The organism is Mycobacterium sp. (assembly GCF_032159565.1).
Lineage (GTDB): Bacteria > Actinomycetota > Actinomycetes > Mycobacteriales > Mycobacteriaceae > Mycobacterium.
Genome location: NZ_JAVHWR010000103.1, coordinates 1 through 24,202, shown reverse-complemented (window position 1 = coordinate 24,202; position 24,202 = coordinate 1). Strand labels below are relative to the sequence as shown.

Sequence of the window (24,202 nt, the reverse complement as noted above, 5' to 3'; positions counted from 1 at the left end):
CCTAGTCGTGCGCAGGAGCCCAGCGCTTCTCGACCTCTCCGAAGCGCCAGACCGCCAGGGCGATCAACCAGGCCGCGACGAACAGTCCGACGATCATGAACCCGACGAACTCCAGGTTCGCCGATCCGATCACGGCCAGCGGACCGGTTTCCACGCCCAGGCGCTCGGCCAGAAGGCCGGCGAGCACGATGACGCCGATGACCAGAGCCACGATCACCGACAACACCGTCACGGTCAGGTTGTAATAGACCTTGCGGACGGGCTGAAGGAAGGCCCACCCGTAGGCCCGCGACATCAGGATGCCGTCAATCGCATCGAAGAGGCTCATCCCGGCGGCGAACAACACGGGCAGCACCAGGATGGCGTACCAAGGCAGGGTGAAGGCGGCCGTTCCCGCGGCGAGCACCAGCAATGCCACCTGAGTGGCCGTGTCGAAGCCGAGGCCCATCAGCAGACCGACCGGGTAGAGATGGCTTGGCTTACTGACCCGGCGCATGACCTTGGCGAACAGCCGCGCCAGAAGCCCACGCTGCTGCAGCTGCCGCTCGAGTTCGGCCTCATCGAGCTCGCCGCTGCGCATCCGGCGGAAGACCTTGGCGATGCCCACCGCGGCGAACAGGTTGGAGAGCCCGATCAAGATGAGGAAGGTGCCCGCGACCAGCGAGCCGACCAACGCGAGGGTCTGAAGCAGCGGGGAACCCTCGTCCTGCACGGGTCCCACCACGGCGCGCACGCCGATCGCCAACAGGAACGCCAGGCCGAACACGACGCTCGAATGGCCGAGTGAGAACCAGAAGCCGGCGGACAGCGATCGCGTTCCCTCCCCGACCAGCTTGCGGGTGGTGTTGTCGATGACAGCGATGTGGTCTGCGTCGAACGCGTGCCGCACTCCAAGCAGATAGGCCGTCACGCCGAGCCCGACACCGAATACCCCCGCGGACCCGAGCGTGATGTGCTGCGGCGCGACACCGAAGATCAGAACGCCCCAACCGAAGACGTGAAGGGCCAGCACGACACCACCGATCGAGGCGATCGTGATCCAATCGGTTCGATCGAATCGCTTGGAATCGGAGACCTTCGACTGCGTCGCGATGCTCACCAGCCGAGCCTAGGACCCAAGCTGCACACCTGTCTAGCTGAACAGATCTTCAGGTATGTCTCAGTCCGGCGCCGGCAACCGGGTCTCAGCCGTGCTGGGCACCGATGCGGTGCAACAGCTCGTGGACGATTTCGTCCTCGAGCCGGTAGCTGACCTCTCGGCCGACCCGGGTGGAACTCACCCAGCCCTGCTGCCGCAGCACCCGAAGCGCTTGGGACACCGCGTTTTCAGACCGCCCGAGCGCGGCGGCCAGATCCCCTACGCAGATCCCCGGCGCCCTGTGCAGGCACAGCAGGATCTCCAACCGGTTGGGATCGGACAGCAGATCGAAGCGCAAGGTCCAGCCCGCGGTGTCGACGTCGGCCAGCGCCGACGACGCGCGCTCGACCAGAAGCTGCTTCACGGGCTTGTCCACTGCAATCAATGTAATCCAGCCGCCGATGTCAGCGGCCCAATCACCCGCAGTCGTTTCCCGCTACCGATCGCTTTTCGTCGCGGTGACGAGCAGGTATTCGGCGTAGTAGGCGGTCTCGCCGGGCTCGGTCGACCTGTTCCAATCGGTGAGGAACGCCAGGAAGTCCCGGTCCAGAGCGGCAACCCATTCGGGCTGATCCGGTTGCGCGACTGGGTGGTCAGTCGAGGAAGCCGTGCAGAAGTGCCGCCGACCCGGCGACGTGTGCCAGCATCGCAGCGGCGGCCCCGTCGCAATCGCCTGCGAGAATCGCCATGACGATCGCCTCGTGCTGCTCGTCGGAGTGGGCGATGTTGCGTGCCAGCAGCGGGATCTGGTCGAGCAGGCCGTTGACCCGCATCCGGTTCTCGGCCACCAGAGTCACCAGCGACGGCGACCCGGCCGCCTCGGCGATGGCCAGATGGAATCGCGAGTCCAACCGCCGGTAGTCGGCTGCGGGCGCCCCGCGGACATCGTTCATCCGCGCCCAGAGCACTTCCCGGTCGGCGGCGGTCAGCGTCTGGCTCGCCGCCATCCGCGCGGCGCCCACCTCGAGGACCTCTCGCAGTCGAAGCGCGTCGTCGATCCCCGAGCGTGTCACTTCCGACGTGTCGCCGGTGTGCGCGGGAAGCGACTCGGCCAGGAATGTGCCGCCGTACCGGCCACGCCGTGACACCAGATAGCCGGCGTCCGACAGCGATTTGATCGCCTCCCGCACGGTGTCGCGGCTGACGCCGAGCCGTGCCGCCAATTCCCGCTCGGGCGGCAATGACTCGCCTGGTTGCAGTACACCGAGCCGGATCGTCTGCAGGAGCCGACTCACGGTGTCCTCGAAGGCGTTTCCCGGTCGAACCGGGCGAAGTAGTGCTTCGCCTGCGAGCGGAACGTCCGGGTCGGCCGACATGGCTAGAGCGGAGTCACGTAGGCCGAGCTGATACCGCCGTCGACGAGGAACGTGGAGGCGGTGATGAACGAAGCGTCGTCGCTGGCTAGGAACGCCACTGCTGCAGCCAGTTCTTCCGGTTCCGCGAACCTGCCGAGCGGCACATGCACGAGCCTGCGCGCCGCCCGTTCGGGATCCTTGGCGAACAGTTCTTGTAGCAGAGGAGTGTTCACCGGCCCGGGGCACAGCGCGTTGACCCGGATGCCCTGCCGTGCGAATTGCACACCGAGCTCACGCGACATCGCCAGCACGCCGCCCTTGGATGCGGTGTAGGAGATCTGCGACGTCGCCGAACCCATCACCGCCACGAACGACGCGGTGTTGATGATCGAGCCCTTCTGCTGCGGAACCATGTGCCGCAGGGCGGCCTTGCAGCACAGATACACCGACTTGAGGTTGATGTCCTGAACGCGCTGCCACGCATCGAGTTCGGTGCTCTCGATCAGGTCGTCCTCGGGCGGCGAGATGCCCGCGTTGTTGAACGCGATGTCGACCGACCCGTAGGTCTTCGCGGCGGTGTCGAACAGCGTGTCCACCGCAACCTGGTCGGAAACGTCGACGGGCACGAACAAGCCCTCCAGGTCGTCGGCGACGGCCTTTCCGCTTGCCGGGTCGATGTCGCCTACGACGATCGTGGCGCCCTCGGACCGCATCCGTTTGGCGGTCGCCAGCCCGATGCCGCTGGCGCCGCCGGTGATGACGGCGACCTTGCCTGCCAGTCGCTGGGTCAGATCGGTTGTGTTAGTCACCTGGGCTCATTCCGTGATTGCGAAGAAGACGTTCTTGGTTTCCGTGAAGTGCAGCGGCGCGTCGGGGCCCAGCTCACGGCCTAGACCGGACTGCTTGAAGCCGCCGAACGGCGTGTTGTAGCGGACCGATGAGTGCGAGTTGACCGACAGGTTGCCCGATTCCACGGCGCGGGACACCCGAATCGCCCGCGACAGGTTGTCGGTCCAGATCGAGCCGGACAGACCGTATTCGGTGTCGTTGGCCAGCGCGATGGCGTCGGCCTCGTCCTCGAACGGCAGCACCGTGACGACGGGTCCGAAGATCTCCTCGGTCACGGTGCGGTCCGTGCGCGGGGGCGTCAACACCGTTGGCGGGAACCAGTATCCAGGGCCGCTCGGTGCACTGCCGCGGAACGCCACGGGTGCGTCGTCCGGCACGTAGGAGGCGACCGAATCGCGATGCGACGCCGAGACCAACGGGCCCATCTCGGTGTCCTTCGAGGACGGGTCGCCGACGACGACACCCTTCACCGCGGGCTCGAGCAGTTCCATGAACTTGTCGTAGACGCTGCGCTGCACCAGGATGCGGCTGCGCGCGCAGCAGTCCTGCCCTGCGTTGTCGAACACTCCGTACGGCGCGGTGGCGGCCGCATGTTCGAGGTCGCAATCGTCGAACACGACGTTGGCGCTCTTGCCTCCAAGTTCCAGCGTCACCCGCTTGATCTGCTTGGCGGCCCCGGCCATCACGCCGATGCCCACCTCGGTCGAGCCGGTGAACACGACTTTGCGGACATCCGGGTGGGTGACGAAACGTTCGCCGATCACCGAACCCTTGCCGGGCAGCACCTGGAACAGGTGCTCGGGCAGCCCGGCCTCCAGCGCGAGCTCGCCGAGCCGGATCGTCGTGAGCGGCGTCCACTCGGCCGGCTTCACCAGCACCGCGTTGCCCGCTGCCAGTGCGGGGGCGAAACCCCACGATGCGATCGGCATCGGAAAATTCCACGGGGTGATGACGCCGATGACCCCGAGCGGCTCGTTGAAGGTGACGTTGAGTCCACCCGCCACCGGAATCTGCTTGCCGGACAGGCGTTCCGGGCTGGCGGAGTAGAACTGAAGCACGTCGCGAACGTGTCCCGCCTCCCACTCGGCATTGCCGATCGGATGTCCGGAGTTGGCGACCTCGAGCGCGGCGAGCTCGTCGACGTGCGCGTCGACGACGGACGCGAACGCCCGAAGCGCGGCGGCGCGATCGGCGGGGGGCAACGCGGCCCACGAACGTTGCGCGACGACGGCGCGCGCCACCGCCTCGTCGACGCCGGCCTCGTCAACCCGCTCGACGGTGCGCAACTCCTGCTCCGTGGCGGGGTTGATCAGAACAGACGAAGTCACGCACTCACCTTTCCTGTCGCGTATTCCGCAGCGGCGTGGACCACCGCCACAAACAAGCGGATGTCATCGAGGCGTTCCTCGGGATGCCATTGCACGGCGAGAACGAAGTTGTCCGACCCTTGTCCCGCCGCTTCGACCGTCCCGGAAGGGATTTCGACCGCCTCGATCACCCCGTCGTCATCCTGCGCGCTGACGACGAGGCCCTGCCCCAGCCGGTCGATGGCCTGATGGTGGTAGCACTGAACGTCCGACGTGTCGCCGATCAGCGAGGCCAGCATGCTGCCCGGCACCGTGCGCACGGCCGACGTGGAGAACACTGCGTTGCCCTGCTGATGGCGGATATGGCCCACGACGTCGGGCAGGTGCTGGTGCAGCGTGCCACCGAGCGCCACGTTGACCACCTGCGCCCCGCGGCAGATGCCGAGCAGCGGGATGCCTCGCCGGATCGCGCCGCGTACCAACGCGATCTCCCAGGCGTCTCGCTGACGATTGGCCTGCACCGGCTCGTCGGTGGCCGGATGACGCTGCTGGCCGTAGGCGGCCGGATCCACGTCCCGCCCACCGGTGATGATCACACCGTCCAGCCCGCTCAGCACCCGTTCGGCAGCCTCGACGGGTTGCGGAGGCAGGAGCACCGCGGTGCCGCCCGCGAGGTTGACCCCCTCCATGTAGATGGCGGGCAGAAAACTGGCGTGCACATCCCAGATGCCCGTCTGCGCCTGTTGCAGATAGGTAGTCAGGCCGAGGACGGGCGCGGGGTCATATCTGCGCGATGCGCCTTCGCTTCTTGCGTCAAAGCCGCTCAAAGCCGCGCACCCTCTCCCAGTCGGTGACCGCGGAATTGAATGCCTTCAGCTCGACGCGGGCGTAGTTGAGGTAGTGCTCGACGACATCGTCACCGAAGGCCTCGCGCGCGACCTTGGACTCTCCGAACAGCTCGGCGGCCTCGGTCAACGTGGTCGGCAGGGTCTCCGCGCCGCTCGTGTAAGCGTTGCCCACCAACGCATCCGGCAACTCGAGCTCCTGCTCGATGCCGTGCAGCCCGCCCGCGATCAAGGCCGAAACCGCCAGGTACTGGTTGACGTCGCCACCGGGCGCCCGACACTCCATCCGCATACCGTGACCGTGGCCGACGACCCGCAGTGCGCATGTCCGGTTGTCCATTCCCCACGCGATCGCCGTCGGCGCGAAACTGCCCTCGACGAATCGCTTGTAGGAGTTGATGTTCGGCGCATAGAACAGCGTCAGCTCACGAAGCGTCGCAAGCTGACCCGCGATGAAGCTCCGGAACATCTCCGACATGCCGTCGCTCGCGCCGGAGTCGGCGAACACCGCGCTGCCGTCGTCGCCGCGCAGCGAGATATGGATGTGACAGCTGTTGCCTTCGCGCTCATCGAATTTCGCCATGAACGTCAGGCTCTTGCCGTGCTGGTCGGCGATCTCCTTGGCGCCGTTCTTGTAGATCGTGTGGTTGTCGCATGTGACGCGGGCGTGGTCGTAGCGGAACGCGATCTCCTGCTGGCCGAAGTTGCATTCGCCCTTGACGCCCTCGCAGTACATGCCCGCGCCGTCCATGCCCAGCCGGATGTCGCGCAACAGCGGCTCCATCCGGGTGGACGCCAGCATCGCGTAGTCGACGTTGTAGTCGGTGGCCGGTTTCAGGCCGCGATACCCGGCGGCCCACGCCTCACGATAGGAGTCGTCGAAGACCATGAACTCCAGTTCGGTGCCGATGAACGGGACCAGTCCCTTGTCGGCCAATCGGGCGATCTGCTTGTTGAGGATGCTGCGCGGCGCCTGCGTCACCGGCTTGCCGTCGGTCCACGACAGGTCGGCCATCACAAGCGCGGATCCCGGCAGCCACGGCAGCAGGCGCAGCGTGGAGAAGTCCGGCGTCATCACCATGTCGCCGTAGCCGGTGTCCCAGCTGGAGATCGCGTAGCCGTCGACGGTGTTCATGTCGACGTCGACGGCGAGCAGGTAGTTGCAGCATTCCGCGCCGTGGGCCGCGACGTCTTCGACGAACAGCCGTGCGGCAACGCGTTTGCCGGTCAGCCGGCCCTGCATATCGCAGAACGCGACGATCACGGTGTCGATGTCTCCGGCGGCGACCAACGACTCCAATTCGGTTTGCGACAGCATTCCAGGCACTCCCTAAAGGTAGGTCATCCGACCATTAGACCGCTAGCGCTGCGCAGATATCGGCGCCGTTCGCGCCTGCCGGTTGATCCGGACGTCGAACGCCTCGGACACGTGCCATTCCTGCGACAGCATCACCGGCGTGCCGTCGCGGTCGTAATCGATCTCCTCGATGTAGAGCAGGGGCTTGCCGCGTCGGATCCCGAGCACCTTGGCAGTGAAGCCGGTGCTGGCGACGGCGCGCAGGGTCGCCGTCGCGTGGTCAGCGGCATGGCCCGAGGAGCTCAGCAGCGCGAACAACGAGGGGTCGAGGTTCTCGAGGTCGAGGTCGTCTCTCAGCAGCCGGGCGGGGATGCGATCGCGCGAGTAGATCACCGGCTGCTCGTCGGCGGTCCGGACGCGTTCCACCGCCAGCACCTTCTCGCCCCTGCCCACCTGCAGGGGGCCGTCGATCTTCGAGGACTGCTCGAACACGGCATCGAGCACCCGCATCCCGGCGTGCGCGCCTGCGCTCTCGATCATCGCGAGATAGCTCAATGTCGAGTCCAGCCCGTGCGGCATCCGCCGACGTTCGGCGACATAGCTTCCCGACCCGCGGCGCCGGATGACGTAGCCGGCTTCGACGAGGCCACGTACCGCTTCGCGCACCGTCGCCCGCGACACCCCGAACCGCTTGGACAGTTCGCCCTCGGTGGGCAGTTTGGTTCCGGGCTCCAGTTGCGCGCTGGTGATCTCCTCCAGCAGCTCGTCGCGCAACCGGTCGGCGAGCAACGTCTGCCCAGGCATTTCACGAGCCTACGTGGTGCCCTGCGCGGCACCGGCTGCCGACGCGGTCTCCTCGAGCACCCGGCGGACCTGGTCTGCGACGGACGGCGCACCCGGCAGCAGACCGTCGAAGATCGCGCTGCCGATCGTGTAGCCCCACGCACCCGCCTCGCTGACCGCAACGGCGCGTTCCACAGTGGCGATGGAGCCCGCGACGATCACCGGGCCGCGCGAACTCGCGCTGACCCTGCGGATCAACTCGAGCGGGTCGGCGCTCGGGTGGCGATATGCCAGCAGGTCCAGCCCGCTGACGTGGTCGAGTGCCGTCAACTCTTCGGCGTCCGCGGCGATGTCGTCGACCGTGCCGAGCAGCACGCTCGGGTGGTCGACCACCCGGCCGGGGAACGGGCAGTACTTGACGCCGTCGGGAAGCATGCCCGCCGTCTCCGCGCCGTGGGTTCCGCCGAGCACCCAATCGAAGCCTGCCTCAGCGGCCGACCGGAGCGACGCCATCTCGGCCTCCTTGCTGGTGGACACCACCTCGAGCATCACCTCGAACCCGGCGTCGTGGGAAAGCGCGGTCAGTTCACGTTGCCGCGCGAGGTCCGCTCCGACGTCCTTGAAGCCGATGTAGCGCAGCCCGCTGCCGGCGAGTGTGGGGATGATCTCGGCGGCGTTGTCGACGGTTCGGTCGCCGTGGGTCAACATGAAAACAAAATGGGCCATTGGTTCTCCTTCATTCTCTTTCGGCGTCGGCCACGATCGACCGCGCCATGTCGTCTGACCAGACTCCGAGCAGGTCGGCGAGATCGACGACCGAAATCCGTTCGCGTAGCAGACAAGAGTTGCGCAGCGCCCAGAACAGCAGCCGGTCGTCGTAGCCGGCGCCCAGATCTCGGGCCCGGGTGGGAAGGCCGCTCGCGTGGCTCACTTCGTCGAACTGCTCCGGCGTGGGCAAAGTCAGCGTCCGCTTGAACCCGTTCCAGTCGGCGACCATCGCCTCGACATCCGACAGATGCTCCTGCAGCCAGTTCCGCTTCGCGGAGTAGGCCGTCCAGCACTCGTCGACGGTCTTCGCGCCGAGTTCGGCGAAGGCGAGGGCCACCGCGTCCCGGCTCGCCGTCTCGTCGGGCACCTGCAGCCGGGCCGATCCCGACGAGATCGTCCGGTCGACGAGTTGCCAGACCCGCAGCGCGAGCCGGGTCGCCACGGTCACCTGCATGCCGTGTGGCGCGGCGGGCCCCTGGCGTTGGGACAGCGCCATCTCCAGCAGGTGCGACACCGCGTGTTCGCTGCCCGATGCCGGAGCGGTCGAGCCGACGATCCCCATCGACAGCCCGCTGCCGGCGAGCAGCCGGGCCAGGTCGGCGAGTCCGCCTGGCTCGGCATCGCGGGTGGCCTGCGCGAGCCTCGGCAGTGCGGGCATCGCGGCGAGTACCTGCTCGACGACCGCGGCGTCATACGCCGGTCCGTGACCGAGGCCCGCCGCGAGTTGCCACTCGGCGACCGCGTTGGGAACCGTGGACAGGTCGCCCACCCCGGCGAGGTTCAGCCCCGCAGGGGCAGCGGTGAGGATGTCGGAGTCGGCGACGAGCATGTCCGGCCATCGCGAGACGACCGTGCGTTTCGCACCCGCGATGACCAAAACGCTGCGGTCGGCGATGAAACCGTTGATGCTGCATGCTGTTTGGACGGCGACGTGGCGGCTGCCGGTGCGCTGCGCGGTGACCTTCGCGATGTCGGTGAGCGTGCCGGCGCCGACCGAGATCAGCAGCCGCACGGAGCCCACCTCGGCGACCGCGCGCCCGACCGTTTCCTCGTCGGCGCGTACGGTGCCCGTGCCCAGCTGAATCACCGGGCAGCCGAGCTTCTTGGCGAGCCGGTCGACGACCGGTCCTGCCGGCGTGCGGTAGGGGCCGCCGTCACTGATGATCACCGGCGCAGGCGTACCCGGCCTGGCGCAGGCATCGGCGATGGCGCCGTCCAGAACCGACGTGCCGACGCGGATATCGACGTCGGGCAGGTCGTCGTGGCCCCTGCCGCGCAGGTCGGCGAGGATGGCGTTGGGCTCAGGCACTGTGGTGTTCACGTCGGTCGAGCCGATGATTCGGGGTTCGGCGCCAACGACGATTCGACGGCATCGAACGCCGCGAGGTAGCGCCCGTAGGCGTCGGCATACTGCCTCTGCGCGGTGGGGTCCGGGTCGATGGTGTCGGGATCCAGCTGCACGGCTACCGATGCCGCCGAGAAGTCGGCGAACACTCCGGCTCCGACTCCCGCCACCATCGCCGCGCCGACGGCGGTGGCCTCTTCGGTCAGCACACGGCGCACCGGCCTGCCGAGCACATCGGCCTTGATCGACGCCCACAGGTCGTCGCGCGCACCGCCGCCGACGATCCGGACTTCCCCGTGGCCGAGGCCGAGCGCGTTGAGCCGGTCCACGATGTCGCGAAGTGCGTACGCGCACCCTTCGAGCACCGAACGTGCCGCGTGTGCCGAGGTGTGATTCATCGCCAGCCCGAGCAATGCGCCGCGCATCGCGTCGTTCCAGCGCGGGGCGGTCGAGCCGGACAGCGCGGGCAAAAACAGCACACCGTCGCTGGTCGGTGGCGCCTTCCGCGCGAGCGTGAAGATCTCGCCCTGCGGTATGCCAAGCACTCCGGCCAGCCAGAGAGTGCTGCCGCCGCTGACGAATCCGGGGTTTTCGATCAGCCACGAACCGGGCACCGCGTGCCCGTGCGTCTCCACCAGACCTAGTGGGTCGCGGACGGGTTCGGCGCCGACCGTCGTCACCGGTTCCGCGGTGCCTGTGACGTCCACGACGACCCCCGACTCGATGGCGCCCGCCCCGACCGACGCGGCATGCTCGTCTCCGGTGCCGACGACCACCGCACAGGTGGCAGGCAGCCCGAGTTCGGCGGCGACGTCGGCGCGCAGGGTGCCGACCACGTCCGTCGACGGCCGCACGCCGGGCAGCTTGGCCGGGTCGAGGCCTGCCGCCTCACACAGCTCGCTGTCGAAACCGCCCTTGGTCACGTCGTACACCATCGTCGACGACGCATTGGCGGCATCTTGGGCATGCTCACCCGAAAGGTAATGCAGGACATAAGATCCGACGGGGGCGAGCATGGCGGCGGTCTCCCACACCTGCGGTTCGTTGTCCCGCAGCCACATCATCTTCGGTGCGCTGTGCGACGCGTCGGCCACCAAGCCGGTGCGCTCGGCCAGCAGGTCGGCCCCCACCGTCGAGACCAGCTGGTCGCATTGTTTGGTGGCACGCTTGTCGAGCCAGATGATCGCCGCGCGCAGCGGTGCCCCGACCGCGTCGCATGCGACGACTCCGTCGACCTGGCTGCCCAGCCCCATCGCCACGACCCGGTCGGCCTGCACGCCGTCGGTTGCCGCGCGCACGGCGCCGCGAAGTGCGCAGCAGTAGGCGTACGGGTCCTGGTCGGCCCAGCCGTCATGCTCGTGCACCATGGTCAACGGCGCCGACCCGGAGGAGACGACGTCGCCTGCCTCGTCGACGATAACGGCCTTGATGCTCTGCGAGCCGACATCGACTCCCAGGACCAGAGACACGACTCCCCCTCAGATTAGGCGGTAGAGCTTGAGCACTGAAAGTTACGGTATGCGGGGAGGATTGGGCGGGAATCCTCCCCGCCGGTCATGACTATGGTGACCGAGTCGGCGAATCGTCAGCCGGCGTCGGAGACGCCGAATCGACATCCGCCGAGATCTCGGTGACGGAGACCGTACCGTAACCCTCCTCCTGCAGGTTCGCTCCGCGCTTGCCGTGGGACATCGCGAACTCTTCCTCAGGTGAGAGCACCAGCTTGTGGCGGCCACGGACCGCGAAGTAGACGACGCCGATCACGAAGTACACCAGCGTGCCGTAGACACCGGGCCGGTAGTCCTCGTTGAGGAACAGCGATACCAGCGCGATCAGAGCGATCGCACCCGCAATCGCCGCGCCCCACACGCCGACGGGGCTGCGGTACGGACGCTCGATGTCGGGCAGCTTGCGGCGCAGCACGATGAAGGCCAGGCACTGCATGAAGTACGAGATCACCGCACCGAACACGGCCATGTACAGCAGCGCGCCGACGATCTTGCCGGCAAGGGCGTTCTCGCTCTGGCCGGCGAAGTAGATCACCAGCGAGAGGATGTAGCCGATCACGGCGCCTGCGACGAGGGCGACGTACGGCGTGTTCCTGGTCGGATGCGTGATCGACAGGCTCTGCGGGAAGTAGCCCGCGCGAGACAGCGAGTACGTGTTGCGGCCGTAGGCGTAGATGATCGTGAAGAAGCTGGCGATCAGCCCGATCAGCGCGAGGATGCCGAGCAGGGAGGTGCCCGTCCCCTCCCCGAAGACCGCCTTGAACCCGTCGAAGAACGGTGTCGCGGACGTGCCGATCTCCGCGGCGCCGCCACCGACGCCGGTGTTGAGGAACAGGGTCAGCACCGCGAACACCATCAGCGTGGTCAGGCCCCAGATCGTCGCGCGGGGGATGTCGCGCTTCGGATCGTGCGACTCCTCGGCGGCCAGCGGCAGTTCCTCGATCGCGAGATAGAACCAGATCGCGAACGGCAGCGCGGGGAAGATTCCCGCGATGCCCTTCGGCAGGAAGCTGCTGTTGCCGTCGTCCGGCGGGATGTTGGTCAGCAGGTCGCTGTGGAAGGACCGGCTGACCAGAACCGCCACGAAGAAGAACGCGAGGACCGCGAGCGCCAGCACGGTGATGATGACGGTGAACCGCATGGTGATCTCGATGCCCATGATGTTGATCCCGACGAAGACGATGTAGTAGATCGCCCACCACAGCACGGGGCTGTTCCACCAGCCGTCGGCGCCGGTCAGGTCGAAGACGATGTCGTGCGACAGGAAGCCCATCGCGCCGACCACCACCGCGGGGGTGATGACGTACTCCATGTTCTCGGCCAGACCGGTGATGAAGCCGCCCCACGGGCCCATCGCCGACCGGGAGAACGAGTAGGCCCCACCGGTGTGAGGCAGGGCAGGCGACATCTCGGCGATGGAAAAGCACAGGCCGTAGTACATGATCGTGATGACGATCCCGGCGATCAGCAGGCCGCCGAAGCCACCCGCGTCCAAGCCGAGGTTCCAGCCGTAGAAGTCACCGGAGATGACGGCGCCGACGCCGAGCGCCCACAGCGACCAGAACGCGGCGTGACGACGCAACCGCCGTTTCTCGAAATAGCCATGGCCGGCCTCCCGGTAGGTGACCGAACCTACTGCCCGCGTGCTCTCCGTCATCGCTCCTCCTCGGCTTCCGACTGGCTGCAGAACCAAAGTTGTCAGACAACTTGGACAATAAACCTGGGCGGATACGAGGTCAACGACCTACCGTCAAGATTTACGCAATCGACACCGCCAAAGGTAGGACACCAGACCTTTGGAGCTTTATTGTGCCTATGCGAGTTCTGTCCACCCCCGCGAAGGAGAGTCGCCGTGCCAGAGGGCCACGAACATCTCGACGATGACGAGAAGCATCTCGCCAAGCTCGGCTATGTGCAGGAGTTGCAGCGGTCCTGGTCCGGATTCAGCAACTTCGCGATCTCGTTCTCGATCATCTCGATTCTGGCGGGCTGCTTCACCTCGTTCGGCCTCGGCTGGAACAACGGTGGCCCCGCGGCGATCGCCTGGGGGTGGCCGCTCGTCTCGGTCTTCATCCTGATCATCGGCCTGTGCATGTCGGAGCTTGTCTCGGCGTTTCCGACCTCAGGCGGGATCTACTGGTGGGCAAGCAAACTCGGCGGCGCCAAGGCCGGGTTTTACACAGGCTGGCTGAACCTGATCGGCCTCATCGCGATCCTGGCGTCGGTGTCCTACGGGTGCGCGACGTTCCTGGACCTGACGCTGAGCACCTTCAGTGAGAGCTGGGCCGCCGGCTACAGCCTGACCCGGGTCTTCGTCATGTTCGTGATCATCCTTGCGGCATCGGCGATCATCAACATCTTCTCGTCGCACCTGCTCGCGGTGATCAACAACGTCTCGGTGTGGTGGCACGTGGCGGGCGCGGCGGCCGTCGTCCTCATCCTGATACTGCTGCCGAAGCGGCACGCGAGCTTCAGTGACGTGTTCGCCACGACCGTCAACAACACCGGAATGTTCAACGGAGACAAGGGTGTCGGCTGGCTCTTCTTCGTCCTTCCGATCGCGGCGATCCTGACGCAGTACACGATCACCGGCTATGACGCGTCCGCCCACCTGTCGGAGGAAACGAAGAGCGCCGCGGACGGAGCGGCCAAGGGAATCTGGCGGTCGATCTTCTATTCGGCCATCGGCGGCTGGATCCTGCTGCTGTCGTTCCTGTTCGCGGTGCAGAACGTGGACGAGGTGACCGCGGGCGGCGGCCTCGTGCAGGTCATCTTCGCGCAGGCACTCGACAGCCAGTGGGTGGCCATCATCCTGCTGATCTCGACGGCGGGCCAGTTCTTCTGCACAACGGCCTGCCAGACGAGTGCGTCGCGGATGTTGTACGCGTTCAGCCGGGACCGCGCGGTGCCGGGCCATCAGCTGTGGTCGAAGGTCAGCGCCAAAAGGATCCCCGCCAACGGCGTCATCGTCACCGCCGTGCTCGCCGCGATCATCACGCTGCCCGCGTTGGTCCAGGTCGACATCAACGGCGCGCCGGCGCCGATCGCCTTCTACGCGGTGGTCTCCATCGGCGTCGTCGGGCTGTACCTGTGCTTCGCGGTGCCGATCTACTACCGCTGGAAGATGGGCGATGCCTTCGAAGTCGGCCGGTGGAATCTGCGGGGGCACCACAAGTGGATGGCGCCCGTCGCGCTGATCGAGATCGCGATCACGTCGCTCATCGCGCTGTTCCCCACGTCGATCGGCGGTGTGCCGTTCGGCGGCAGCTTCGAGTGGAAATTCGTCAACTACACCCCACTGTTGGTGGGCGGCGTGCTGATCGCGCTCTACATCTACTGGCACGCATCTGTGAAGAACTGGTTTACCGGGCCCATCAGGCAGGTAGATGAGCCAGGTGAAGAGTTGGAGGGCGTTTCCTAACCCGCTTTCGCCACCCCACCAGGCGCTCAATCCCCCGACGCGCCGGGCGCGGCGCCGCGCGGTAGGGTCGAACTGATGTGTGGAGCCACCGGCGAGGTGCGACTCGACGGCCGAACGCCCGACCTCGGGGCCGTCACGGCCATGGCAGAGGCGATGGCGCCTCGCGGTCCCGATGCGGCGGGTGCCTGGTCGCAGGGACGCGTCGCCCTCGGTCATCGCCGCCTGAAGATCATCGACCTCTCGGAGGCCGGTGCGCAGCCGATGATCGACAGCGACCTGGGGCTCGCGATCGCGTGGAACGGCTGCATCTACAACTACAAGAACCTGCGCCGTGAACTCTCCGAGCACGGCTACCGGTTCTTTTCGCACAGCGACACCGAGGTGCTGCTGAAGGCATACCACCACTGGGGCGACCACTTCGTCGACCGCCTGTACGGAATGTTCGCCTTCGCGATCGTCGAGCGGGACAGCGGCCGGGTGCTTCTCGGCCGCGACCGGCTCGGCATCAAGCCGCTGTACATCACCGAGGACGCCAACCGATTACGGTTCGCCTCGTCGCTGCCCGCGCTGCTGGCAGGCGGCGGTGTCGACACCCGCATCGACCCCGTTGCGCTGCACCACTACCTGAGCTTTCATTCCGTCGTCCCGCCGCCGCACACGATCCTGCGCGGCGTCTCCAAGGTTCCGCCCGCCACGCTCGTCGCGATCGAGCCGGACGGCCGCCGCACGACAAAGACCTACTGGGCGCCAGACTTCACTCGCCGCGACGAGCACAAGGACTGGTCCGAAAAAGACTGGGAGGACGCGGTTCTCGACTCGCTGCGCGTCGCGGTCGACCGCCGCATGGTGGCCGACGTCCCAGTGGGCTGCCTGCTGTCGGGTGGGGTCGACTCGAGCCTCATCGTCGGCCTGTTGGCGGAGGCCGGTCAGAAGAACCTGTCGACGTTCTCCATCGGTTTCGAGTCCGTCGGCGACGTCGAGGGCGACGAGTTCAAGTGGTCGGACATCGTGGCCCGCCGGTTCGGCACCGACCACCATCAGATCCGGATCGGCACCGACCGGATGTTGCCCGCGCTCGACGGCGCCATCGGCGCGATGAGCGAACCGATGGTCAGCCATGACTGCGTCGCCTTCTATCTCCTGAGCCAGGAAGTCGCCAAACACGTCAAGGTGGTGCAGTCGGGTCAGGGCGCCGACGAGGTGTTCGCGGGATATCACTGGTATCCCCCGATGGGCGAACCCGCCGCCGCCTCGCTAGATGGATCCGTTGCGGCCTACCGGGCGGCGTTCTTCGACCGCGACGCCGAGGGCGTGCACAGGTTGGCGACACCCGGTCACGTCGCCGACGACGACCCGAGTCGCCGGTTCGTCACCGAGCACTTCGCCCGCGAGGGTGCCCAGAGCGGTGTCGACCGTGCGCTGCGGTTGGACACCACCGTGATGCTGGTTGACGACCCCGTCAAGCGGGTAGACAACATGACGATGGCCTGGGGCTTAGAGGGACGAGTGCCGTTCCTCGATCACGAACTCGTCGAGTTGGCCGCTACCTGCCCGCCGGATCTCAAGACTGCGCAGGGCGGCAAGGGTGTCCTCAAGGAGGCCGCCCGCAGGGTGATCCCCTCGGAGGTCATCGACCGCCCCAAGGGCTACTTCCCGGTGCCCGCGCTGACCCATCTCGAGGGCTCGTACCTGGACATGGTGCGCGACGCACTGTACGCACCGGTCGCCAAGGAGCGCGGCCTGTTTGAACCCGACGCCGTGGATGCGTTGCTTGCCGATCCCAACGGCCGGTTGACTCCGTTGCGGGGCAACGAGTTGTGGCAGATCGCGCTGCTCGAGCTGTGGCTGCAGAAGCACGGAATCTCGGGGCCCGCGGCGTGAGCGGTACCGAGGATCATTCGGAGGCGATCACCCTCGGGCTGCACGACGCGTCTCCCCCAGACCTCGTCGACGCGATGGCCGACGACATCGAGCTTGAACTCGGCTGGGGCCGACTGATTTTCGGGCAGACATTCGCCGATGGGGACAAGCTGGCCGAGGTGCTTCGGGGAGAGACACACGGCAGACGCGACATCTGCATGTACGCCCGCGAGCCACATGTCCTCGTTTCCAGGGCGCCCGCCGAGTTGTTCATCGACCCGAGTCACACTTACCGGCTGCGGTTCTCCGACGACGATGCGCCCTCTCCGGCGCCGTCGGGCTTCACCGTGCGCGCGCTGCAGGACGAGGCCGAGGCCGACGCGATCAACAAGGTCTACGTCCGCTGCGGGATGGTGCCCGCGCCCACGGCCGCCATCTGGGAGAACCACCGCCACCACGAAGCGGTCGATTACCTCATCGCGGTCCGTGACGACGACGGCTCGGTGGTGGGCACGGTGACGGGCGTCGACCACAAGCTGCTGTTCTCCGACCCTGAGGACGGCTCGAGTCTGTGGACGCTGGCCGTGGACCCGACGACGAGCCTGCCGGGCATCGGCGCTGCATTGACGCGCACGCTCGCCGACATCTACCGCGACCGGGGCCGGGCCTACATGGACCTCTCGGTCACGCACGACAACGCGGCCGCCATCGCGCTCTACGAAAAACTGGGGTTCCAGCGCATTCCGGTGATGGCCGTCAAGCGCAAGAACGCGATCAACGAACCGCTCTTCACCCATCCGCCGGAGACGGTCGACGACCTGAACCCCTACGCGCGCATCATCGCCGACGAAGCGATGCGCCGCGGCATCTGGGTCGAGGTGTTGGACGCGGGCGCAGGCGAGATGCGGCTGTCGCATGGTGGCCGCACCGTGGTGACCCGAGAATCGTTGTCCGAGTACACATCCGCAGTGGCCATGAGCCGTTGTGATGACAAACGGCAGACGCGCCGCATCGTCGGCGAAGCCGGGATCATGGTCCCGAAGGGCCGTCTGGCCACGTTCGACGAGGGCGACCACGAATTCCTCGCCGAGGTCGGCGACGTGGTGGTCAAACCGACAAGGGGCGAGCAGGGCAAGGGCATCACCGTCGGCGTCGACGGACCGGATGAACTCGACACCGCCCTGGCCCGGGCCCGCGAGCAGCATCCCGAGGTGCTCATCGAGCAGCGCGCGAAGGGCGAGGATCTTCGGCTTGTGGTGATCGACGGCAGGGTCGTCGCGGCCGCGATCCGCAAGCCCGCCGAGATCGTCGGCACCGGCCACCACACCGTGCGCGACCTGATCGAGACGCAGAGCAGGCGCCGGGCGGCGGCCACCGGCGGCGAGTCACGCATCCCCGTCGACGCCGTCACCGAGGCGACGGTGGCCGAGGCCGGATGGTCCTTCGACGACGTTCTGCCCGAAGGAGAGCGGCTGCGCGTGCGACGCACCGCGAACCTGCATCAGGGCGGCACGATTCATGACGTGACGGCCGAGGTGCACCCGGAGCTGTGCCGGGTGGCCGTCAAGGCCGCCGAGGCGATCGGCATCCCCGTCACCGGGATCGACCTGCTGGTGCCGGACGTCGCGGCTGACGGGTACGTGTTCATCGAAGCCAACGAGCGGCCGGGACTGGCCAATCACGAGCCCCAGCCGACGGCCGCGGCCTTCGTCGATTACCTCTTCCCCACGACGCCGGGTTTGCCGCAGGCGTGGACGCCTACCGAGGCACCTGACTGAGCGGGCTCACCACGTACTGGTGCGCAACACGATTTCGGCGGCCAGTTGCGCGGTGGACTCCTGGGCGTTGCGCCGCCCGAGCAGCTCGACCAGCCTGAAGTCGCCGTAGACGTAGCGCTGGCTGGCCCGGGCCACCGCCCGCGCCGCAGGTGAGCTGACCAGCGCGGTGGTGTTCATTTCCACCGGCGGGCAGTGCTCGTCGCGGATCGCGCCCGCCTGGTCGGCGACGCGTGGATGACCGCGGTCGATCACGACCAGACCGATGAAGCGGTCCAGGCGGGTAGCCGCCAGCTCCCATGCCAGCTCACCGCCGACCCTGTCGCCGACGAGCAGACCCCACTGCACGTCGAGCATGTCCATGATGCCGACGACGGATTTGGCGGTCAGCCGTGGATCCGGACCAACCACGATGGTCCGAAGCGACGCGGTATGGAGCCGCTGGCACACGGCGTCATACGCCGACGCCGCCTGCTGTGCGGCGCCGAGCAGCACCACGACGGACCCCTTGTCCGGGCCGGCGACATCGACGGGAACAGGGAAACCGTCGACGGTAACCATCGTCGAAGGCATTGGGTCAAACTACAGGGCGCAGGGGGACGGCGGGTGGTTTTTGCGTGGGTCCCACCCAGCCATCAGCCGTTACGCAGGCGCTCGGATTGTTTGCTGCTGACATCCAGAAACGTTTGCGGCAGCGAGCCTTTGACGACGATCGTGGGATTCGGAGTGGGAAACGCCATGCCGAACGCTGCCATCGTGTCGACGTTTTCGAACGAGAAGAACACGCTGCTCGTCGCCCCGCTGAGGTTCATCGTCTGCTCGTAGACCAGCGCGTCGGGCCGCGCAGTCTGCAGCCGCGTGGTGGTGATCGGAATGCCTTCCGACGCCGGGTCGAAGAAGGTCTGGTATTGCGCACAGCGCTCGGCCGTGGCCGCAAGCCTGTCCAGATCCAGGTTCCACGTCAGCACCGTCATCACGATGCGCGCGCCGTCGTAAGCGACGCTGTACTTCGAGGAGCTGCCCGCACCCCGTTGCGCCGTCGCGGCGATGACCCGCGTCAGTGCGTCGGAGCAGCCTTCGGGTTTCGACAGCATCGAGGGCGGACCGCCTTCGCCGTCGGCGTGGCCGGGTTTCTCGACGATCCGGTCGTACTGCACGCCCGCCGGAAAGTCCGCGCCGGTCAGCACGGTCCGATCCAGCTTGGCGCCGGGCCAGGTCGCGGTGCCCGAAATCGTGGTTCCGCAGCCGGTGGGCGCGAAGACCACCAGTATTGCCAGCGCAGCCGCCCCGACGCGCGCCCCGATCATGAGGCCAAGGCTACCGACGCAGAGTGCTGACGATGGCGGGCCGCCCGGGAGGTCCGGTATCCAGAAGGCCGAGCAGCGCGTCGACGTCGGCGTGGGCCGCCAGCAGGTCGGCCATCAGGTCGAGCTGGGCGTCGCGCCGTGCCGAGACGTCGACGTCGTCGGCGACGGTGAAGCCGTGTCGTGCGGCGGCCGCGGCCACCCCGGCGAGCCAGCGTCGCCGCAGCTGGTCGTTGTCGAACAGGCCGTGCCAGTGGGTGCCGTAGACCTCGGCGCGCCGGACTCCGACGCCGAGCCAGTCGTCGTCGGCGGCTCGCGAGACCTGGCCGTGGTGGATCTCGTAGCCGTGCAGCGGCGTCTCGTGGCGGCGCAGCGTCTTATCGGCCGCGAACTGGATGTCGGCGTCGAGCAGGCCGAGGCCGTCGACACTGCCCGCCCCGGATTCCACGGGGTCGTCGATGCTGCGGCACAGCATCTGGAAGCCACCGCAGATGCCGAGCACAGCCCGGCCCGACCGGGCGTGCGCGGTGACGCCGTCGGCCAGGCCGCGGTCGCGCAGCCAGTTCAGGTCGGCGACGGTCGCCTTGCTGCCGGGGATGACCACGACGTCGGCGTCGGGCAGGTCGGCGGGATCGGTCACCCAACGCACCAGCACGCCAGGCTCGCACGCCAGAGCCTCCACGTCGGTGGAATTGGAGATGCGGGGCAGCCGGATGGCGGCGACCCGCAGCCACTGGTCACCGACAGGCGGCTGCGGCCGGCCGACGACGCGGTGGGCCTGCACCGACACCGAGTCCTCGGTGTCGAGCCAGAATCCGTCATCGAACGGTATGACACCGTATGTGGGTCTGCCGGTGAGGTGTTCCAACTGTGTGAGTCCGGGCGCCAGCAGGGCCGGATCGCCGCGGAACTTGTTGACGACGAACCCGGCGATGAGCGCCTGATCGTCCGGCGCGAGCACCGCCACGGTGCCGAACAGGTGGGCCAGCAGGCCGCCGCGGTCAATGTCGCCGACGACGACGACGGGCAGATCCGCCGCCCGCGCCAGACCCATGTTCGCCAGATCCGTTGCGCGGAGATTGATTTCGGCGGGCGACCCGGCACCTTCACAGATGACAGCGTCGAATTCCGCTCTCAGCGATGCCAGTTCGTCGGCGACCACCTCGGCGAGGCGGTCCCGGTGTTCGATGTAGTCGGCTGCGGCCACGGTGCCCGCGACACGACCCTTGACAACCAACTGTGAGGTGCGGTCGCTGCCCGGCTTGAGCAGTATCGGGTTGAACCGGACGCTCGGAGCCAGTCCCGCGGCGCGCGCCTGCATCGCCTGCGCCCGCCCGATCTCGCCGCCCTCGAAGGTGACCGCCGAGTTGTTCGACATGTTCTGCGCCTTGAACGGCGCCACCGTGATGCCCTTACGGGCCAGCAGCCGGCACAAGCCGGCGACCACCACGGATTTTCCGGCGTCCGACGTCGTGCCAGCGACCAGTAACGCGCCGCTCACGAGCTCACAGCTGGGTCAGGATTTCGGCGCCGTCGTCGGTGACCACCAAGGTGTGTTCGAACTGAGCGGTCCACTTGCGGTCCGTGGTGACGACGGTCCAGTCGTCGTCCCAAATTTCGTAGTCCAGCGCGCCGAGGTTGATCATCGGCTCGATGGTGAACGTCATCCCCGGTTCCAGGATGGTGTCGACGGCAGGCTGGTCGTAGTGCAACACCACCAGGCCGTTGTGGAAGGTGGTGCCGATGCCGTGTCCCGTGAAATCGCGAACCACGTTGTAACCGAAGCGGTTCGCATACGACTCGATGACGCGGCCGACAACCGATAACGCGCGGCCGGGCCGCACCGCCTTGATCGCTCGCATCGTCGCTTCGTGCGTGCGCTCCACCAGCAGCCGGTGCTCCTCGGACACGTCGCCCGCGAGGAAGGTGGCGTTGGTGTCGCCGTGGACTCCGTCGATGTAGGCGGTGACGTCGATGTTGACGATGTCGCCGTCCTCGACGACGGTCGAGTCCGGGATGCCGTGGCAGATGACCTCGTTGAGCGACGTGCAACAGGACTTCGGGTAGCCCTTGTAGCCCAGCGTCGACGGATAGGCGCCGTGGTCGACCATGTAATCGTGTGCGATGCGGTCGAGCTCATCGGTGGTGATCCCCGGCGCGACCGCCTTACCCGCCTCCGCGAGTGCGCCCGCCGCGATGCCGCCGGCCACCCGCATCTTGTCGATCACCTCGGGGGTCTGCACCCACGGTTCGGTGCCTTCCCTGGCCGTCGCCTTCCATACGTACTCGGGGCGGCCGATCGAGCTGGGCACCGGCAGGGTCGGCGACACCACGCCGGGGCGAAGTAGGGTGCGAACAGGCATGACGTCAGAATAGTCGTCAGTGTCGGTCGCGGCCGAACCACGACCTGCGCGGGCCGCGAATGTCGACCGAACCGCAGACCACCTTGCCGGTCAGGATGACGTGCGGGGTGCCTTCCGCGGGCGCGTCCCTGCGGTGGTCATCGGCGCTGCCGACAACGACCTCGACATCGTCGATCGATGCGCTCGCCCCGTCGGGCAGCCGCAGATCCAGCCCACCGAACTTCATGTCGAGCTCGATGATCACCATCGGCCCGGCGAACCGCGCACGGGTCAGGTCGAGCTGGACCGAGCCCATTCGCCGGTGCAGCGCCAGCCGGGTCGGCACCGTCCACTCCCCCTGACGCTTCAACGACCCCATCACGCCGCGCAGCTCGACCCGGTCGGTGGCGGAGGTCACGATCGCGCCGGGTCCCGGCAGGTCACCGACGAGTGTGTCGAGGTCGGATTGCAGCCGGGCCTGCGACACCAGCACCGAGCGCTCCTCGAACTCGTCGATGTCGATCAGGCCGAGGGCGACGGCGTTGTGCAGGCGGCGCAGGGTGCCGTTGCGGTCGGCGTCCGATATACGCATCACGGCTGATTGCTCATTGATCCCGGTCATGGCCACTCCAAAATACCGCCGCTGCCCTCCCCGTGAATCAGCATGCCGGTAGCGGAACTTTGCGCGTTTCCGCTGATGTTTCGCGGATGCGAGCCGGAGATGCTGGCTAACATGAGCGAAACCGAGTGGAGCGACCTGGTAATAGGCGAGGTCATGGGCGAGCTACCGACCGGAACGGTGACGTTGCTGCTGGCCGACGTCGAGGGCTCCACCCGGCTGTGGCAGACCCAGCCCGACGAAATGACGGCCGCCGTCGCACGCCTTGATACCGATCTGACCGATCTGCTCGCGGGACACGGCGGAGTGCGTCCCGTCGAACAGGGCGAGGGCGACAGCTTCGTCGCGGCATTCGCGCGTGCCAGCGACGCCGTGGCGTGCGCCCTGAATCTGCAGCGGGCGCCGCTGGCGCCGATCCGGCTACGCATCGGTGTGCACACCGGGCAGGTGCAGCTGCGCGATGAAGGCAACTACATCGGACCGACCATCAACCGGACCGCACGGCTGCGCGATCTGGCGCATGGTGGCCAGACCGTGTTGTCCGGTGCGACCGAGCAACTGGTGGCCGACTGGCTGCCCGACGATGCCTGGCTGACCGACCTTGGCACCCATGAGCTGCGCGATCTGCCTCGGCCCGAACGGGTGACCCAACTGTGCCATCCAGACCTGCGCAACGAGTTCCCGCCGTTGCGCGTAACGAAAAACGCTGACAAACATAGCCTTCCGGCGCAACTGACAAGCTTTGTCGGCCGCCTACCGCAGATCGCCGAGATACGCGCGCTGTTGACCGACAACCGAATGGTGACGTTGACGGGGGCAGGCGGCGCAGGCAAGACACGGCTGGCGATCCAGATCGCCGCCGGCGTCGGGTCCGAGTATCGCGACGGCGTCTCCTACGTCGACCTGGCACCCGTCACGCACGAGGCGGTGGTGCCGGTGGCCGTCGCCCGTGCACTTGGCCTGCCCGACCAGCCGGGCCGTTCGACGATGGAATCGCTCGCGAAGTTCGTGGGTGAGCGGCAGACGCTGATCGTGTTGGACAACTGCGAGCATCTGCTCGACGCGGCCGCATCGCTTGCGGCGGAGCTGCTGGCCGCCTGCCCGGCGTTGCAGGTGCTGGCGACCAGTCGTGAGTCGACGGGAGTGCCGGGTGAGGTGACGTTTCAGGTGCCGTCGTTGTCGCTGGCCGACGAGGCCCTGGAATTGTTCGTCGACCGGGGCCGCCGGGTCCGACCCGGGTTCACCATCTCGGCGGGCAACGCCCCCACCGTGACCGAGATCTGCAAGAGGCTCGACGGCATGCCGCTGGCGATCGAGCTGGCCGCCGCACGCGTCCGCGCACTCTCGCTGGAGGAGATTGTCGGCGGCCTGCACGACCGCTTCCGACTGCTGACCGGTGGTGCGCGCACCGCGGTGCGTCGGCAGCAGACCCTGCGCGCGTCGGTGGACTGGTCACATGCGCTGCTGACGGAGCCCGAACAAATCCTGTTTCGTCGGCTCGCGGTATTCCTCGGTGGATTCGGCCTCGACGCGGCCCAGACCGTTGCCGGTGACGCCGAGGTGGAGCGATACCAGATCCTCGATCAGCTCGCCCTGCTGGTCGACAAGTCGTTGGTGACAGCCGAAAACGCCAGTGGCCGTACGCGATACCGGTTGCTCGAGACGGTACGGCAATACGCACAGGAGAAGCTCGGCGAGTCCGGCGAGGCGGAGGCCGTGCGGGCACGCCACCGCGACCATTACACC

General features: G+C 67.3%; 21 protein-coding genes. 4 read left to right on the top strand and 17 right to left on the bottom strand.

What is annotated here, in order from left to right:
• Position 1: 1 nt before the first annotated feature.
• The 12 genes from nicT to eat all read right to left on the bottom strand — a co-directional run bounded on the left by nicT (position 2) and on the right by eat (position 12,792).
• On the bottom strand, positions 2–1,099 hold the full coding sequence (nicT, locus tag QOC76_RS12595; RefSeq protein WP_526357167.1) for a Nickel transporter NicT: 1,098 nt from the start codon (positions 1,097–1,099) through the stop codon (positions 2–4).
• 85 nt (positions 1,100–1,184) lie between these two features.
• Positions 1,185–1,514, bottom strand: a complete 330-nt coding sequence (locus tag QOC76_RS12590; protein ID WP_526357166.1) for an ArsR/SmtB family transcription factor — start codon at positions 1,512–1,514, stop codon at positions 1,185–1,187.
• A gap of 217 nt (positions 1,515–1,731) precedes the next feature.
• Positions 1,732–2,454 (bottom strand): FadR/GntR family transcriptional regulator, encoded by a 723-nt coding sequence (locus tag QOC76_RS12585; protein WP_526357165.1) that lies wholly within the window; start codon positions 2,452–2,454, stop codon positions 1,732–1,734.
• Positions 2,455–2,456: 2 nt separating this feature from the next.
• Complete coding sequence (locus tag QOC76_RS12580) at positions 2,457–3,242, bottom strand: 3-oxoacyl-ACP reductase (protein WP_526357164.1); 786 nt, start codon at positions 3,240–3,242, stop codon at positions 2,457–2,459.
• Between the two features lie 6 nt (positions 3,243–3,248).
• Complete coding sequence (locus tag QOC76_RS12575) at positions 3,249–4,610, bottom strand: aldehyde dehydrogenase family protein (RefSeq protein WP_526357163.1); 1,362 nt, start codon at positions 4,608–4,610, stop codon at positions 3,249–3,251.
• A complete protein-coding gene (locus QOC76_RS12570) occupies positions 4,607–5,416 on the bottom strand; it encodes a gamma-glutamyl-gamma-aminobutyrate hydrolase family protein (protein WP_526357162.1) in 810 nt (269 codons plus the stop codon). The genes QOC76_RS12575 and QOC76_RS12570 overlap by 4 nt, the downstream gene beginning before the upstream one ends.
• Positions 5,403–6,752, bottom strand: coding sequence for a glutamine synthetase family protein (locus QOC76_RS12565; RefSeq protein ID WP_526357161.1), 1,350 nt, complete (start codon positions 6,750–6,752; stop codon positions 5,403–5,405). Before QOC76_RS12565 ends, QOC76_RS12570 begins: the two co-directional genes overlap by 14 nt.
• 42 nt (positions 6,753–6,794) lie before the next feature.
• Positions 6,795–7,535, bottom strand: a complete 741-nt coding sequence (locus QOC76_RS12560) for a GntR family transcriptional regulator (protein ID WP_526357160.1) — start codon at positions 7,533–7,535, stop codon at positions 6,795–6,797.
• Positions 7,536–7,544: 9 nt separating this feature from the next.
• On the bottom strand, positions 7,545–8,240 hold the full coding sequence (locus tag QOC76_RS12555; protein ID WP_526357159.1) for a 1-(5-phosphoribosyl)-5-((5-phosphoribosylamino)methylideneamino)imidazole-4-carboxamide isomerase: 696 nt from the start codon (positions 8,238–8,240) through the stop codon (positions 7,545–7,547).
• Positions 8,241–8,250: 10 nt separating this feature from the next.
• Complete coding sequence (locus QOC76_RS12550) at positions 8,251–9,603, bottom strand: iron-containing alcohol dehydrogenase (RefSeq protein ID WP_526357158.1); 1,353 nt, start codon at positions 9,601–9,603, stop codon at positions 8,251–8,253.
• Positions 9,600–11,096: a xylulokinase gene (locus tag QOC76_RS12545; RefSeq protein WP_526357157.1), complete on the bottom strand. Its 1,497-nt coding sequence runs from the start codon at positions 11,094–11,096 to the stop codon at positions 9,600–9,602. The genes QOC76_RS12550 and QOC76_RS12545 overlap by 4 nt, the downstream gene beginning before the upstream one ends.
• A 91-nt stretch (positions 11,097–11,187) precedes the next feature.
• Positions 11,188–12,792 (bottom strand): ethanolamine permease, encoded by a 1,605-nt coding sequence (eat, locus tag QOC76_RS12540; RefSeq protein WP_526357156.1) that lies wholly within the window; start codon positions 12,790–12,792, stop codon positions 11,188–11,190.
• 195 nt (positions 12,793–12,987) lie between these two features.
• On the opposite strand from eat, the gene QOC76_RS12535 reads away from it, so the two are divergent.
• The 3 genes from QOC76_RS12535 to ngg all read left to right on the top strand — a co-directional run bounded on the left by QOC76_RS12535 (position 12,988) and on the right by ngg (position 18,194).
• Positions 12,988–14,556 (top strand): amino acid permease, encoded by a 1,569-nt coding sequence (locus QOC76_RS12535; RefSeq protein WP_526357155.1) that lies wholly within the window; start codon positions 12,988–12,990, stop codon positions 14,554–14,556.
• A 75-nt stretch (positions 14,557–14,631) separates the two neighbouring features.
• On the top strand, positions 14,632–16,437 hold the full coding sequence (locus QOC76_RS12530; RefSeq protein WP_526357154.1) for an N-acetylglutaminylglutamine amidotransferase: 1,806 nt from the start codon (positions 14,632–14,634) through the stop codon (positions 16,435–16,437).
• Positions 16,434–18,194, top strand: a complete 1,761-nt coding sequence (gene ngg / locus QOC76_RS12525) for an N-acetylglutaminylglutamine synthetase (protein WP_526357153.1) — start codon at positions 16,434–16,436, stop codon at positions 18,192–18,194. The genes QOC76_RS12530 and ngg overlap by 4 nt, the downstream gene beginning before the upstream one ends.
• A 6-nt stretch (positions 18,195–18,200) precedes the next feature.
• Here ngg and QOC76_RS12520 read toward each other — a convergent pair whose 3' ends face one another.
• The 5 genes from QOC76_RS12520 to QOC76_RS12500 form a co-directional block, all read right to left on the bottom strand.
• Complete coding sequence (locus QOC76_RS12520) at positions 18,201–18,764, bottom strand: alpha/beta fold hydrolase (protein ID WP_526357152.1); 564 nt, start codon at positions 18,762–18,764, stop codon at positions 18,201–18,203.
• A gap of 62 nt (positions 18,765–18,826) precedes the next feature.
• On the bottom strand, positions 18,827–19,498 hold the full coding sequence (locus QOC76_RS12515; RefSeq protein ID WP_526357151.1) for a hypothetical protein: 672 nt from the start codon (positions 19,496–19,498) through the stop codon (positions 18,827–18,829).
• A gap of 10 nt (positions 19,499–19,508) precedes the next feature.
• Complete coding sequence (locus tag QOC76_RS12510) at positions 19,509–20,996, bottom strand: cobyric acid synthase (protein ID WP_526357150.1); 1,488 nt, start codon at positions 20,994–20,996, stop codon at positions 19,509–19,511.
• A 4-nt stretch (positions 20,997–21,000) separates the two neighbouring features.
• A complete protein-coding gene (gene map, locus QOC76_RS12505) occupies positions 21,001–21,858 on the bottom strand; it encodes a type I methionyl aminopeptidase (RefSeq protein WP_526357149.1) in 858 nt (285 codons plus the stop codon).
• A gap of 16 nt (positions 21,859–21,874) precedes the next feature.
• A complete protein-coding gene (locus tag QOC76_RS12500) occupies positions 21,875–22,459 on the bottom strand; it encodes a DUF1707 domain-containing protein (RefSeq protein WP_526357148.1) in 585 nt (194 codons plus the stop codon).
• 99 nt (positions 22,460–22,558) lie between these two features.
• Between QOC76_RS12500 and QOC76_RS12495 the strand changes: the two genes are divergently transcribed.
• Positions 22,559–24,202, top strand: a 1,644-nt coding sequence (locus tag QOC76_RS12495; protein ID WP_526357147.1) for an ATP-binding protein, incomplete at its 3' end; no start/stop codon positions are given.